The organism is Pseudomonas sp. S32 (assembly GCF_016648095.1).
GTDB classification, from domain to species: Bacteria; Pseudomonadota; Gammaproteobacteria; order Pseudomonadales; family Pseudomonadaceae; genus Aquipseudomonas; species Aquipseudomonas parafulva.
The window spans coordinates 21,832-35,863 of sequence record NZ_JACVVF010000031.1; the positions used below are offsets into that span (position 1 = coordinate 21,832).

Genomic DNA, 14,032 nt, shown 5'->3' on the forward strand with positions numbered 1-14,032 from the left:
TTGATGCAAGCAGTGCGTAACTGGGCTGCCCGTTGTGCGCCGTGGTTTGGTGCGGTGGGCCTGTTCGGCGCTGTACAGCTGGCCCATGCCGGCGACTATGAGCATTCGCCCCAGGTGGCCGAGCTGGTTGCCGAGATGAGCCGCGACTATGGCTTTGCCCCCGAGCAACTGATGGGCGTGTTCCGTGAAGTGCAGCGCAAGCAGTCGATTCTTGACGCCATTTCGCGGCCGGCCGAACGGGTCAAGCCGTGGAAGGAATACCGGCCGATGTTCCTCACCGATGCCCGCATCGCGCGGGGCGTGGACTTCTGGCGGCAGCACGAGGCGGTGCTGGCGCGGGCCGAGCAGGAATATGGCGTGCCGGCGCAGTACATCGTCGCCATCATCGGCGTGGAAACCTTCTTTGGCCGCAACACCGGCAACTACCGGGTGATCGATGCCCTGTCGACCTTGGGCTTCGATTACCCGCCACGGGCGGAGTTCTTCCGCAAGGAATTGCGCGAGTTCTTGCTGCTGGCCCGCGATGAGCAGCTGGACCCGCTTACGCTGAAGGGCTCGTATGCCGGCGCCATGGGGCTGCCGCAGTTCATGCCGAGCAGCTTTCGCAACTACGCGGTGGACTTCGACGGCGACGGTCACATTAACATCTGGACCAACCCGGACGATGCGATTGGCAGCGTTGCCAGCTACTTCAAGCGCCATGGCTGGGTTGCCGGCCAAGGCGTAGTCAGCCGTGCCACGGTGCAGGGTGAGCGCGCCGACCAGGGCCTGACCACCGGCATCGAGCCGGCGAGCACGGTGGGGCAGTTGCGTGCCCTTGGCTGGTCGGTTCATGATGCGCTGCGTGACGATCTGCCAGTAACCGCCTTCCGCCTGGAGGGTGAAAACGGCCCTGAGTACTGGCTGGGCCTGAAGAACTTTTATGCGATCACTCGCTACAACCGCAGCGTGATGTATGCCATGGCGGTGCATCAGCTTTCGGAACAGCTGGTCCAAGCACGGGGCGTCAAGTAAATGCGCGCAATCATCTCTGCCACTTCTTTCAAGCTGTTCACCTGCCTGGCCGTCGGCCTGGTGCTGGCCAGCTGTTCCTCCAGCCGCCCGGCACCGCAAAGCAGCGGTGGTAATGTGGTGCGCAGCCAGCCTGGCCTGGACATCAACCGGGCACACAAAGACGGCGCGCCCTGGTGGGATGTGGATGTCAACAAGATCCCGGACGCCACCCCCACCGTGCACACCGGTAACTACAAGGCCAACCCGTACACCGTGCTGGGCAAGACCTACTACCCGATGCAGGATGCGCGCAACTACCGCGCCGAGGGTACTGCGTCGTGGTACGGCACCAAGTTCCATGGCCAGAACACCGCCAACGGTGAGCTGTATGACCTGTATGGCATGAGCGCCGCGCACAAGACGTTGCCGCTGCCTGCCTATGTGCGGGTCACCAACCTGGCCAACGGCCGCAGCGTCATCCTGCGTGTAAATGACCGTGGCCCGTTCTACTCGGACCGCATCATCGACTTGTCGTATGCGGCTGCGAAAAAGCTTGGCTACGCCGAAACCGGCACCGCACACGTGCGTGTGGAAGGCATCGACCCTCAGCAGTGGTGGGCCCAGCGTGGCCAGACCCCGCCATTGGTGCTCAAGGAGCCGCAGGTAGCCCAGACCCAGGCGATACCGGCCAACACCGGCCGCGTAGAGCAGTGGACCCCGCCGCCGCAACAGCACGCTGCGCCTGTGGTGCCGGTGCAGGTGGGTGGCAACAATGTGCCGGGTGGCAACGCCGGCAGCTTCCTGCAGGTGGGGGCCTTCGCCAACCCGGACGCCGCCGAGCTGTTGCGCTCCAAGCTCAGCAGCATGGTCAGCGCGCCCGTGTTCATCAGCTCGATCGTACGCAACCAGCAGACCCTGCACCGCGTGCGCCTGGGGCCGATCAACAGCCAGGGTGAAATCCAGCAGGCGCAGAACAGCATCCGCCTGGCGAACTTGGGCCAGGCCAAGCTGGTCACAGACTGACCGGCGGGCGGCACGCCGCCAGCTTCGAGCTGCAAGCCGCAAGCCGCAAGGAAAAGCAGATCTGCCTCTTCTTGTAGCTTGCAGCTTCAAGCTTGCCGCTTTTGTCATGAATTGCCGGTGCCGGCCATGTACAATGCCGGTTTTGCCCGCAGCGGCATGATGCCGCATCAGGCCGACGGCCATACAAGCAGAATGACGGGTGCTGGGCGCATGCGCTTGCCCAGGAAACATCTCAGACCATTAGCGATTTTCGAGAGACGGATGAATATCACCAACCTTGCCAAACGACTTTGCCTGCCCGTACTGCTGATGATCACGCCGGCCGCCTTCGCGGCCGAGCAGATGACCCCGGCACCGCCCCAGTTGGCAGCCAAGTCCTATGTACTCATGGACGCGTCCAGCGGCAACGTGCTGGTCGAGAACAACGGTGACGAGCGTCTGCCGCCAGCCAGCCTGACCAAGCTGATGACCGCCTACATCGCCACCCTGGACATCCGTCGTGGCCAAATTGGTGAAAACGACCCCGTTACCGTCAGCGAGAACGCCTGGCGTACCGGTGGTTCGCGCATGTTCATCAAGGTGGGCAGCCAGGTCACCGTCAGCGACCTGCTGCACGGCATCATCATCCAGTCGGGCAACGACGCGTCTGTGGCCCTGTCCGAGCACATCGCCGGCAGCGAAGATGCTTTCGCCGACATGATGAACAAGACGGCTGCCGACCTGGGCATGACCAACAGCCACTTCATGAACCCGACCGGCCTGCCGAACCCAGAGCACTATTCCTCTGCCCACGACATGGCGACCCTGGCCCGTGCGATCATCAACGTCGACCCTGCCCACTACGCCATCTACTCGCAAAAAGAGTTCTTCTGGAACAACATCAAGCAGCCTAACCGCAACCTGCTGCTGTGGCGCGACAAGACGGTCGACGGCCTGAAAACCGGCCACACCGAGGAAGCCGGCTACTGCATGGTGGCCTCCGCCGTACGTGACGGCCAGCGCCTGATTGCCGTGGTGTTTGGTACCAACAGCGAGCAGTCCCGCGCTGCCGAAACCCAGAAGCTGCTGACCTACGGCTTCCGCTTCTTCGAAACCCAGACCTTCTACCAGAAGGGTACCGAACTGGCTAAGGCCCCGGTGTGGAAGGGTGCTACCAGCGAAGTGAAGGCCGGCCTGGCAGAAGACCTGACCATGACCATGCCTAAAGGCCAGCTCAAGCGCCTGCAGGCTTCGATGACCATGAACCCGCAGCTGACTGCCCCCATCGCCAAAGGCGACGTGATCGGTAAGGTCGAAGTCAAACTGGACGACAAAGTGGTTCACAGCGCCGACCTGATCGCCCTCGATGGCGTCGAGGAAGGTGGTATCTTCCGCCGTATGTGGGATAGCATCCGCCTATTCTTCTTCGGGTTGTTCAACTGATACGTGACCTGCACGCCCCCGCGCAGTGGCGGGGGCGTTGTTGTTGCCACGGCTTGTGAGGCCGTTTCCGCCATGAGCGAACCAGACGTCAAGTCCCATAAAATCGAATTCCCCTGCGCCGATTACCCGATCAAGGTCATCGGCGACACCGTTGTCGGCTTCAAGGACACCGTGATCGAAATCCTCAGCAAGTACGCCAAGGTCGATCTGTCCACGTTGGCCGAGCGGCAAAGCAAGGAAGGCAAGTACACCACCGTGCAGTTGCACATCGTGGCGGAAAGCGAAAACCAGCTGCACGATATCAACAGCGCCCTGCGCGCGACCGGCATCGTGAAAATGGTACTGTGATGCCCGGCTGTCTCGGTTTTCGCGAGCTTGGCCTGCAGCCCTATGAACCGGTGCTGGAGGCCATGCGGCGATTTACCGAGCAGCGCGGCCCGGATACTCCAGACGAAGTCTGGCTGGTCGAGCACCCAGCGGTGTTCACCCAGGGCCAGGCTGGCAAGGCCGAGCACCTGCTGGTGCCGGGGGACATCCCGGTGGTGCAGACCGACCGCGGTGGCCAGGTGACCTACCATGGCCCCGGGCAACTGGTGGCCTACCTGCTGCTGGATGTGCGTCGGCTTGGGTTTGGTGTGCGCGACCTGGTAAGCCGCATCGAGCGCACCTTGATCGACCTGCTGGGCAGTTACGCCGTGCAGGCTGCGGCCAAGCCCGATGCGCCGGGTGTCTACGTCGACGGAGCCAAGATTGCCTCCCTCGGCCTGCGCATTCGCAACGGCCGTTCGTTTCACGGCCTTGCCCTGAACGTGGACATGGACCTTGCGCCATTCCGCCGAATCAACCCCTGCGGTTATGCGGGGCTGGCCATGACCCAGCTGCGTGACCTGGCAGGCCCGATCGAACTCGACGAGGTCAGGACGAGGCTGCGCGGACAGCTGGTCAAGCACCTCGACTACGCTGAGCAGACGACCCTCACGGGCGGAATCGACTGAATATGACTATTGTGCAAGAAGCCGTGCCGAACCTGATCCCTACCCAGGACGTCACCCCGCGCCCGGCGCCAAAGAAGGTGGAAGCCGGGGTCAAGCTGCGTGGTGCCGAAAAAGTAGCCCGCATTCCGGTGAAGATCATCCCCACCGACGAGCTGCCGAAGAAGCCCGACTGGATTCGTGTGCGCATCCCGGTATCGCCCGAGGTGGACCGTATCAAGCAGCTGCTGCGCAAGCACAAGCTGCACAGCGTCTGCGAAGAGGCCTCTTGCCCTAACCTGGGCGAGTGCTTCTCGGGCGGTACCGCCACCTTCATGATCATGGGCGACATCTGCACCCGTCGCTGCCCGTTCTGCGACGTGGGGCATGGTCGGCCTAAGCCACTGGATGTGGACGAGCCGAAGAACCTGGCCGTTGCCATCGCCGACCTGCGCCTCAAGTACGTGGTCATCACGTCCGTAGACCGTGATGACCTGCGTGACGGTGGTGCCCAGCACTTTGCCGACTGCATCCGCGAAATTCGTGCCCTGTCGCCGGGTGTGCAGCTGGAAACCCTGGTGCCGGACTACCGCGGCCGCATGGACGTTGCGCTGGAAATCACCGCGCAAGAGCCGCCAGACGTGTTCAACCATAACCTTGAAACCGTACCGCGCCTGTACAAGGCCGCGCGCCCTGGTTCGGACTACGACTGGTCCCTGGACCTGCTGCAGAAATTCAAGCAGTTGGTGCCCCATGTACCGACCAAGTCGGGCCTGATGCTGGGCCTGGGTGAAACCGACGAAGAAGTCATCGAGGTGATGCACCGCATGCGCGAGCATGATATCGACATGCTCACTCTGGGCCAGTACCTGCAACCGTCCCGCAGCCACTTGCCGGTGCAGCGTTTCGTGCACCCGGATACCTTTGCCTGGTTCGCCGAGGAAGGCTACAAGATGGGCTTCAAGAACGTTGCGTCCGGGCCACTGGTGCGCTCGTCCTACCATGCCGACCAGCAGGCGCACGAAGCCAAGATCAAGCTCTGAGTTACAGCGTGTGCTAAAATGCCGGTGCGCCCTGGGGTAGCATCGGCATTTTTTTTGCGGCTCACAGGCCTTAAGCTGTCGGGCATACGCTATTCGGAGTTGCATGATGAACTGTGTTGAAGCCCTTGCCATTGCGTTGCCCAGGCCGGTCCGCCCGGGTAGCTGTTTTGCGGTGGTTGCCCCTGCGGGCCCGGCACGCCTGGACACGCAAAAAGCGATGCAGTGGTTTGCCGACCGCGGTTACCGCTGCCGTGTTTTCCCGGGCGCCACCCAGGCCGAGGGGTACCTGGCGGGCGCGGACAGCCAGCGGTTGCACGACCTGCAGGGTGCGTTTGCCGACCCTGAGGTCGATGCCATTTTGTGCATGCGCGGGGGTTACGGCAGCATGCGCCTGCTCGATCAGCTCGATTTCGAGCAGGTGCGGCGCAACCCTAAACCGTTGATCGGTTACAGCGACATCACGGCGCTGCACACCGCCTTCTACCGGCACACGGGGTTGATTACCTTCCACGGTGGCATGCTCAATGCCGACTTGCTGGGTGCCAAGCGGGCACCCACCGAGGCGTCGCTGTTGGCACAATTGAGCGGGCTGGTGAGGGCAGGGGAGGCGATCGTGCACCCGGCTGACTTCGCCCTGACGACCGTACTGCCAGGTGCTGCCAGCGGGCCGCTGCTGGGTGGCAACCTGTCGATGCTGGGCGCGACGATGGGCACGCTGGCGGAGCTGGACACCCAGGGCTGCATCCTGTTCATCGAGGACGTCAATGAGCCGCTGTATCGGGTTGATCGCCTGCTGACCCAGTTGCGTCTGGCGGGCAAGCTGCAGGGGGTGAAAGGGGTATTGGTGGGTGACTTTGCCGGCATCACCACGGCGGCGTTGACGCCGTTGCTGCGTGACACATTTGCGCCGTTAGGTGTACCGGTGCTGGCGGGGTGGCGCAGCGGCCACTGCGACCCCAACGTGTGCCTGCCGCTTGGCGCACGGGTGACCCTAGACAGCGATGCTCAGGCGCTGGTGCTGGAGCAGAACCTGTTCGAGGTGTGAGCGTGCCGGGGCTGCAGGGTAGCCCTGCAGCCCGGTAGCGTTACTGCTGGCGCAAGCTTTCGAGCAGCTTCTGGGTCGGGTAGCCGTCTGCCGGCCATCCCAGCCCTTGCTGGGCGGTGCGTATCGCCTTGCGGGTATTGGCGCCGATGATGCCATCCGCGTTCCCCGCCTCATGCCCTCTGGCATTGAGCAGGTTTTGCAGCTCCACACGCTCGCTGCGACTCAGTGGCAGGTCCTCTTTCGGCCAGCTACCGGCAATGAAACCCCAGCCGGTGAAGCGGTCACCCAACAGGCTCACTGCCAGCGCGTAAGCCGAAGAATTGTTGTACTTGAGAATGGCGCGGAAGTTGTCCAGCACCAGAAACGCGGGGCCTTTGGCACCTGCGGGCAGCAGCAGGGCTGCCGACAGCTGGTTGCTGCCGGCCGGCAATTGCGTGCCTGCGGGCAGTTTCACGCCCATCTCCAGCCATTCAGCTACGGGCTTGCGCTGGTTGCCGTCTGCCTGCCAGTAGTCGAAGCCGGCCGGCACCTGCACTTCGAAGCCCCATGGCTGACCGCGCTTCCAGCCCGAGCTTTGCAGGTAGTGGGCTGTAGAGGCCAGCGCATCGGGTGTGCTGTTCCAGATGTCACGGCGGCCATCACCGTCGAAGTCCACGGCGTGGGTGTTGTAGGTGGTGGGGATGAACTGGGTCTGGCCCATGGCGCCGGCCCAGGAGCCACGCATGGCCTCTGGCTGGATATCGCCGTGCTGGATGATCTGCAGCGCGGCAATCAGCTGGTCCTGGGCGAACTGCGGGCGGCGGCCTTCGTACGCCAAGGTGGCCAGTGAGCGGATGACGGACTTGTTGCCCTGGAACTGGCCGAAATTGCTCTCCATGCCCCACACCGCCACCAGCACCTGGCGGTCCACGCCATAACGCTGCTCGATGCGGGTCAGCAGCTCGGCGTTCTGCTCCAACAGCTTTTTGCCGTTGCGCACACGCAGCGGGGACAGCGCGCCCTCGAGGTACTCCCACACTGGCCGGCTGAACTCGGGCTGGCTGCGATCGGCCTTGATCACGTCCATGTCGGGCGTGACGCCAATGAAGGCGCGGTCGAACGTGGACGGGGCGATACCCGCTTGCAGGGCCTGTTGGCGGAAGCCTGCCTGCCATTGGGCGAAGGTTTGCAGGGGTTGGATATCGGTGCTGGTGTCAGGTGCAGCGCCAGGCACGTTCACCACAGGTGCCGGTTGCGCAGGTGCAAGCGGCAGTGCGTCGGCTGCCGTGGGCTTTTCGGCACACGCGACCAGCAGGATGAAGCTGGACGCCGCGATCAGCTGGCGGGTATCCCAACGAGGAAGAGGACGGAGGAGCATGCACAGATCCAGAATTACAGGTCAGGTGAAGACCATATCATGCCTGCAGCCCGGATGCTTTCATGCAGCCAAAAAGTAGGAAGCCTCCCAATCTCTCGATTGGAAGGCTTCGCGGCGGTAGCTGCCTTTGCCTTTTTCCGGTTGTTCCTGGCGGCAGCGGAACAGCGGTTGGGCGACGATGGACTTGGCCTTGTTGGGGCCGTGTTTTTTCGGCTTTTTGCTCATGGCGGAGCTCCCGGTGTGGGTGGGTTCGCGGCGCACTGTAGGGGTTGCAGCCGGATGAGGCTAATTGATTGTGTTTATGGTCGTGCTTCAACGAGGGTGACCTGTTGAAAGGTGGCCTTCGCGGCTACAGGGGCGGCAGGGCGAGGCGTTGGCCAGCCATCAGCAGGCACAGCCGTGCCAGGCCGGGCCAGGGCGAACCCTGGGCTTGCCCTTTGATCTGCGCATCAATGCGCTGGGCGTCCTGCAGCAATTGTGACCAGCGTTGCGCGGTCAGCCGTTGCAGGGCCTTGCTGACCAGTGGGCGGCGTTTGTCCCAAACGGGCGGGCGCGCCTGGCTGAACGCTTTGTCCAGTGGCACACCCTGGCTGTATTGCTGGGCCAAGCCGGCCAGCAAGCGCAGCTCTCGCGCCAGGGCCCACAGAATTACCGGTGGCTCCACGCCTTCCCCGCGCAGCCCTTCGAGCATGCGCAATGCATGGGCCGCTTCGCCGTTGAGAATGGCATCGACCAGGCCAAACACATCGAAGCGAGCGCTGTCGGCGACCGCGCCCTGGACGGTTTCAACCGTGATCTGGCTACCATCGGCCAGCAGCTTGAGCTTTTCGATTTCCTGGGCAGCAGCCAACAGGTTGCCTTCGACGCGGGCAGCAATGAGGTCCACCGCGTCACGCTGTGCGCTCAAGCCAGCCTGCTGCAGGCGCTGGTTGATCCACTGCGGCAACTGATGCACGTCCACCGGCCAGATCTGGATGAACTGGCAGTGAGCGCCCTCGACCAGCGCCTTGCCCCACTTGGTCTTTTGCGCGCTGCCGTCCAGCTTGGGCAAGCTGATCAGTAGCAGGGTGTCTTCAGCAGGGTTGTTGCAGTACTCGATCAGCGCAGCGGCACCTTTGTCACCCGGCTTGCCCGATGGCAGGCGCAGCTCCAGCAGGCGGCGTTGGGCAAACAGCGACAGGCTGGCCCCAGCCTGCAGCAGTGTGCCCCAATCGAAATTGGCATCGGCGCTGAACACCTGGCGCTCATCGAAGCCCTGCTGGCGGGCAGCATTGCGCACGGCGTCGGCGGCCTCCTGGCACAGCAGCGGGTCGTCGCCGCTGACCACATAGACCGGGGCCAGAGTGCCTTGCAGGTGTTTGTTGAGCTGGGCGGGGGCGAGCTTCATGGGCGATGAGCAGGGCGCCCGAAGGCGCCCTGCACGGGCTTAGTTGCCCGGCACTTCCAGTGGCGACTGCTGCGGCGTCTCAGCCTGCTGGCGGCGAGCAGCCTCCAGTGCTTCAGCTTCCGCCTTGGCGCGCGCGTCTGCCTTGCGCTGAAGCTCGTCCAACTGCGACGGGGTCAGGTTCTGCAGGCGCACCATCAGGGCGTTTACCAGGTCCCGGCGCATCTCGTCGCGGGCGCGCTTGGCGTCCTGCTCGGAGCCGGTGATGTTGGAGGCGTCACGCACATAGACTTTACGCACTTGCACCTTGTCGCTCAGCAGTTCCAGGTTGTTCAGGCCCTGGATGCTGTAGTCCAGCTCGGTGGTGAGCTCGAATTCAGCAGTGCGGTTGCCGCTGTTGTAGGTGACCGAGCGCTCGCGCTCCTGTTCGTTGGTCAGGGCCAGGCGGTACGGTGCGCCCGCGTGAACGTTCACGCCACTGCTTTCCAGCACCTGGCGTACCTGTACCACGGTCGGGCCATACGCGTTGCGCGCGCTGACGTCCATTTCCTTGATGTTCAGTTCGTTGGAACCGGTGCCGCGCAGCTGGAAACCGCAGGCACTGAGCATGACCGCCAGGCCGACTACCAGCAGATTGCGTTTGATCATGTTGATGCTCCCTCGTGAGCCTGTTCCGTCGGCCCGCAGTGGTTGCGGGCCGACGTTGCCATCAGTTGGCGACAATATTGACCAGTTTGCCCGGTACCACGATGACCTTGCGGATGGTCAGGCCATCGATGAAGCGCAGGACATTCTCGTTGCTGCGGGCGGCGGCTTCGACTTCCTCGCGGCTGGCGGCGGCGGGCATTTCGACCTGACCGCGCAGCTTGCCGTTGACCTGCACCACCAGGGTGATGCTGTCCTGCACCAGGGCAGCTTCGTCCACGGCCGGCCAGCCTGCGTCGATTACCGCCTGCTGGTGGCCCAGTTGCTGCCACAGCTCATGCGAGATGTGCGGGGTAATCGGTGCCAGCAGCAGGGTTACCGCTTCCAGGCCTTCGTGCAGCAAGGCACGGTCCTGTTCGGTGGCCTGCGGGGCTTTTTCCAGCACGTTCATCACGGTCATCACCTGGGCGATGGCGGTGTTGAACTTGTGGTACTGGCCCACGTCGGTGCTGGCCTGCTTGATGGCGGCATGGATGGCGCGGCGGATGACCTTCTGCGCGTCGTCCAGGGCGGCGACGTCCAGCTTGCCCGGCAGGCCCTGGGCGACATGGGCCTGGGCCAGGCGCCAGACACGGCGCAGGAAGCGGCTGGCACCCTCGACGCCGGAGTCGGACCACTCCAGGCTGGCATCAGGCGGCGAGGCGAACATCATGAACAGGCGGCAGGTGTCGGCGCCGTATTGGTCGATCATCGACTGCGGGTCAACGCCGTTGTTCTTCGACTTCGACATTTTCTCGGTGCCGCCGATTTCAACCGGCAGGCCGTCGGTTTTCAGGCGTGCGCCAATGATCTTGGCCTTGGCATCGCGCTCGATTTCGACGTCGGCCGGGTTGAACCAGTCCTTGCCGCCGTTGCTGGCCACACGGTAGTAGGTTTCGGCCACCACCATGCCCTGGGTCAGCAGGTTCTTGAACGGCTCATTGGAGGAGACCAGGCCTTCGTCGCGCATCAGCTTGTGGAAGAAGCGTGCGTACAGCAGGTGCAGGATGGCGTGTTCGATACCACCGATGTACTGGTCGACCGGCAACCAGTGGTTGGCGGCTTTCGGGTCTACCATGCCGCCTTCGTAGTTGGGCGAGGCGTAGCGGGCGAAATACCAGGACGACTCGACGAAGGTGTCCATGGTGTCGGTTTCGCGCTTGGCCTCGGCGCCGCATTTAGGGCAGGTGCACGCGTAGAACTCAGGCATGCGCGCCAGCGGCGAACCGGCGCCGTCGGGTACCACATTCTCTGGCAGGGTGACCGGCAACTGGTCTTCCGGCACTGGAACGTCGCCACAGGACGGGCAGTGGATGATCGGGATAGGGCAGCCCCAGTAGCGCTGGCGGCTGATACCCCAGTCGCGCAGGCGGAACTGGGTGCGTGACTTGCCCAGGTCCTTGCGCAGCAAGGCGGCTTCGATGGCGTCGAAGGCGCCGGCGAAGTCCAGGCCATCGAATTCGCCGGAGTTGATCAGTTGGCCATGTTCGCCGTAGGCAGGCTGCCATTCGGTGCCCACTTCACCGCCTGCGCTGGTGCGCACCACAGCCTTGACCGGCAGGTTGTACTTGTGGGCGAACTCGAAGTCGCGCTCGTCGTGGGCCGGTACCGCCATGACGGCGCCGTCGCCGTAATGCATCAGCACGTAGTTGGCGACCCACACCGGCAGCTTCTCGCCGGTGAGCGGGTGCTCCACCAGCAGGGAAGTGGCCATGCCTTTCTTTTCCTGGGTGGCCATGTCGGCCTCGGCAACGCTGCCGCCTTTGCATTCGTCGATGAACGCCTGCAGCGCCGGGTTGCCCTGCGCGGCCTGGGTGGCCAGCGGGTGCTCGGCGGCGACGGCAACGTAGGTGGCGCCCATGAGGGTGTCAGGGCGCGTGGTGAAGACCTTGAGCGCCCCTGCATGGCCAATGCTGGCCTGGTCGTACGGGAACTGCACTTCCATGCCGCGGGACTTGCCGATCCAGTTGCGCTGCATGGTCTTGACCTGCTCGGGCCAGCCCGGCAGTTCGTCGAGGCTTTCCAGCAGTTCGTCGGCGTAGTCGGTGATGCGGAAGTAGTACATCGGGATTTCGCGCTTTTCGATCAGCGCGCCCGAGCGCCAGCCACGGCCGTCGATGACCTGCTCGTTGGCCAGTACGGTCTGGTCAGCCGGGTCCCAGTTAACGGTGCCGTTCTTGCGGTAGATGATGCCTTTTTCGAACAGGCGGGTGAACAGCCACTGCTCCCAACGGTAGTAGTCAGGCTTGCAGGTGGTGACTTCACGGGCCCAGTCGATGGCCAGACCCAGGCTCTTGAGCTGGGTCTTCATGTAGTCGATGTTTTCGTAGGTCCACTTGGCCGGGGCGACGTTGTTTTTCATCGCTGCGTTTTCAGCCGGCATGCCGAAAGCGTCCCAGCCCATCGGTTGCAGGACGTTCTTGCCCAGCATGCGCTGGTAGCGCGCGATCACGTCACCGATGGTGTAGTTGCGCACGTGGCCCATGTGTAGCTTGCCGCTCGGGTACGGGAACATCGATAGGCAGTAGTAGGTATCTTTGCCTGGCTGTTCGGTAACAGCGAACGATTGTTGCTCGTCCCAGAACGTCTGGGCGGCGGCTTCTATGTCACGGGGCGTGTATTGTTCGTGCATGGCTACTTTTGGCTGAGAGAGAAAAGACCTTGTTGCAGGCAGCGAAACCTAGCTGCATCCGGCACTCCGGTGTCGCCTGGAGTGAACGCCGTAGCATACAGCAGCGCTGCGTATCGTGGGAAACCTTCGTTGCGAATGCCCGCTGGTCGCGGCGCCCGGCTGCTTTTGGCATCGACGCTAAGCTCAGTGGTGGGGGGAGATATGGTCTTATCTTCAATGAGGTGAACGGATGGGAGAGTCGCAGCTACCTGCAATCAAACCAGAACTTTACGAACGGCTGATCGACCGCCTTGGGCTGGCCCTGGAGACAGCCAGGGCGTCGGTACAGTTGCGTGACGAGATGCCTGCGGAACTGGAATTGCGTGGTTTGAGCCACGCCGAGTTCGAGGTGATCAGGGCTTACCTGGAATCGTTCCGGGCGCGCCCCGAGGGCTGTGCCGGCAGTTACCCACAAGCGGAGCCGGCATCGGCCAGGATCATCTGGCTCAAGGACAGAAAACGCCCCGCGCATGCGCCGCGTTCAAGAGCAACGTCTCACCGCTGACCAGGCCATCGTCGGGCCTGGGTCCATTTTCTGAGCGTACTCCATCGGTGCCGGTCTTCTCTTGTTGGCCGGCGCCGATGCTTTTAGGCTGCACGCCTGCCCAGGAGGTGTAGCTGATGCCCATCCGATACTTCATCAAACAATGGCTGCTGCCACCTGGCCTGTTGCTGCTGTTGCTGGGTGCCGCCTGGTGGCTGCGGCGAACACGGCCCAGGCTTGCTGCAATGTGCTTCGCCTTGGGGCTTGGCGGCCTGTGGTTGATGAGCCTGCCAGTGACGGTGCAGCAAGCGGCACGGTTGCTGGAAACCGAGCCGGCGCTGGAGCCTGGCGAGTGGGCGAACCTCAGCCGCCGGGCCGATGCCATCGTGGTGCTGGGGGCTGGCCGTGAGCGCGGCGACCCTGCCTGGGCCGGGGCTGACCAGCCGACGCCGACTGCGCTGGAGCGCCTGCGTTTTGCGGCGCGCCTGGCCAAGGCCTCGGGGCTGCCGGTAGTGACCAGCGGTGGCCTGCATTACGGCACGCCGCCGAGCGAAGCCCGGTTGATGGCTGATAGCTTGGCCGAAGATTTCGGGGTTCAGGTGAAGTGGCGTGAAGAAGCCAGCCGTACCACCTGGGAGAATGCCCAGCTGACCGCAGCGCTGTTGCAGCCGCTTGGCGTGCGCCGGGTGGTGGTGGTGACGCAAGCCTGGCACATGCAGCGCTCGCGCTGGAGCTTCGAGCAGGCGGGGTTCACGGTGGTGTCAGCACCGGTGGGGTTCCTGGGGCGCGAACATGGCCGCCCCTTCGCTGGCTTGCTGCCCGAGAGCCGATCGGTGTGGCAGAACGGGCAGCTAATCAATGAAATGGCAGGCTTGGCAGGCTACCGGTTGTTTTATTGAATCGCCCGCGCCCTAGTGCCCGTCTTGATGATGGTTTCGCCTGTGATAGCCAGCGC

The 14,032-nt window shown here is 63.4% G+C and carries 14 protein-coding genes; 9 read left to right on the forward strand and 5 right to left on the reverse strand.

The genetic code is table 11. The annotated features are described in order from the left end of the window. Positions 1–3: 3 nt before the first annotated feature. The 7 genes from mltB to IAE38_RS16855 all read left to right on the forward strand — a co-directional run bounded on the left by mltB (position 4) and on the right by IAE38_RS16855 (position 6,497). Positions 4–1,014, forward strand: coding sequence for a lytic murein transglycosylase B (gene mltB / locus IAE38_RS16825; protein WP_028632755.1), 1,011 nt, complete (start codon positions 4–6; stop codon positions 1,012–1,014). Further along, a complete protein-coding gene (locus IAE38_RS16830) occupies positions 1,015–2,016 on the forward strand; it encodes a septal ring lytic transglycosylase RlpA family protein (RefSeq protein WP_201161974.1) in 1,002 nt (333 codons plus the stop codon). A 261-nt stretch (positions 2,017–2,277) separates the two neighbouring features. Next, entirely contained in the window at positions 2,278–3,438 is a 1,161-nt protein-coding gene (locus IAE38_RS16835) for a D-alanyl-D-alanine carboxypeptidase family protein (RefSeq protein WP_028632753.1), read from the forward strand. A gap of 72 nt (positions 3,439–3,510) precedes the next feature. Beyond that, positions 3,511–3,786, forward strand: coding sequence for a DUF493 domain-containing protein (locus tag IAE38_RS16840; RefSeq protein WP_028632752.1), 276 nt, complete (start codon positions 3,511–3,513; stop codon positions 3,784–3,786). Continuing rightward, a complete protein-coding gene (gene lipB / locus IAE38_RS16845; protein WP_201161972.1) occupies positions 3,786–4,433 on the forward strand; it encodes a lipoyl(octanoyl) transferase LipB in 648 nt (215 codons plus the stop codon). Before IAE38_RS16840 ends, lipB begins: the two co-directional genes overlap by 1 nt. 2 nt (positions 4,434–4,435) lie before the next feature. Then, the gene (lipA, locus tag IAE38_RS16850; protein WP_028632750.1) at positions 4,436–5,452 is read left to right on the forward strand and encodes a lipoyl synthase; all 1,017 of its coding nucleotides are present in this window, start codon (positions 4,436–4,438) and stop codon (positions 5,450–5,452) included. Positions 5,453–5,558: 106 nt separating this feature from the next. Then, entirely contained in the window at positions 5,559–6,497 is a 939-nt protein-coding gene (locus tag IAE38_RS16855) for a S66 peptidase family protein (protein WP_201218377.1), read from the forward strand. 40 nt (positions 6,498–6,537) lie between these two features. On the opposite strand, the gene IAE38_RS16860 is transcribed toward IAE38_RS16855, so the two are convergent. The 5 genes from IAE38_RS16860 to leuS all read right to left on the reverse strand — a co-directional run bounded on the left by IAE38_RS16860 (position 6,538) and on the right by leuS (position 12,554). Beyond that, a complete protein-coding gene (locus tag IAE38_RS16860; protein WP_201218360.1) occupies positions 6,538–7,854 on the reverse strand; it encodes a lytic murein transglycosylase in 1,317 nt (438 codons plus the stop codon). Positions 7,855–7,914: 60 nt separating this feature from the next. Beyond that, entirely contained in the window at positions 7,915–8,079 is a 165-nt protein-coding gene (gene arfA / locus IAE38_RS16865) for an alternative ribosome rescue factor ArfA (protein ID WP_028632747.1), read from the reverse strand. Between the two features lie 124 nt (positions 8,080–8,203). After that, the gene (holA, locus tag IAE38_RS16870) at positions 8,204–9,241 is read right to left on the reverse strand and encodes a DNA polymerase III subunit delta (protein WP_028632746.1); all 1,038 of its coding nucleotides are present in this window, start codon (positions 9,239–9,241) and stop codon (positions 8,204–8,206) included. 39 nt (positions 9,242–9,280) lie between these two features. Next, positions 9,281–9,886, reverse strand: a complete 606-nt coding sequence (locus tag IAE38_RS16875) for an LPS-assembly lipoprotein LptE (RefSeq protein WP_028632745.1) — start codon at positions 9,884–9,886, stop codon at positions 9,281–9,283. A 61-nt stretch (positions 9,887–9,947) separates the two neighbouring features. Next, a complete protein-coding gene (gene leuS, locus IAE38_RS16880) occupies positions 9,948–12,554 on the reverse strand; it encodes a leucine--tRNA ligase (RefSeq protein WP_201218361.1) in 2,607 nt (868 codons plus the stop codon). 229 nt (positions 12,555–12,783) lie between these two features. On the opposite strand from leuS, the gene IAE38_RS16885 reads away from it, so the two are divergent. Both IAE38_RS16885 and IAE38_RS16890 read left to right on the forward strand, forming a co-directional pair. Further along, positions 12,784–13,098 carry a hypothetical protein gene (locus IAE38_RS16885; protein WP_028632743.1) on the forward strand — a complete coding sequence of 105 codons (315 nt, stop codon included), beginning with the start codon at positions 12,784–12,786 and terminating at the stop codon, positions 13,096–13,098. Between the two features lie 116 nt (positions 13,099–13,214). After that, the gene (locus IAE38_RS16890) at positions 13,215–13,976 is read left to right on the forward strand and encodes a YdcF family protein (RefSeq protein WP_201218363.1); all 762 of its coding nucleotides are present in this window, start codon (positions 13,215–13,217) and stop codon (positions 13,974–13,976) included. Positions 13,977–14,032 lie beyond the last annotated feature (56 nt).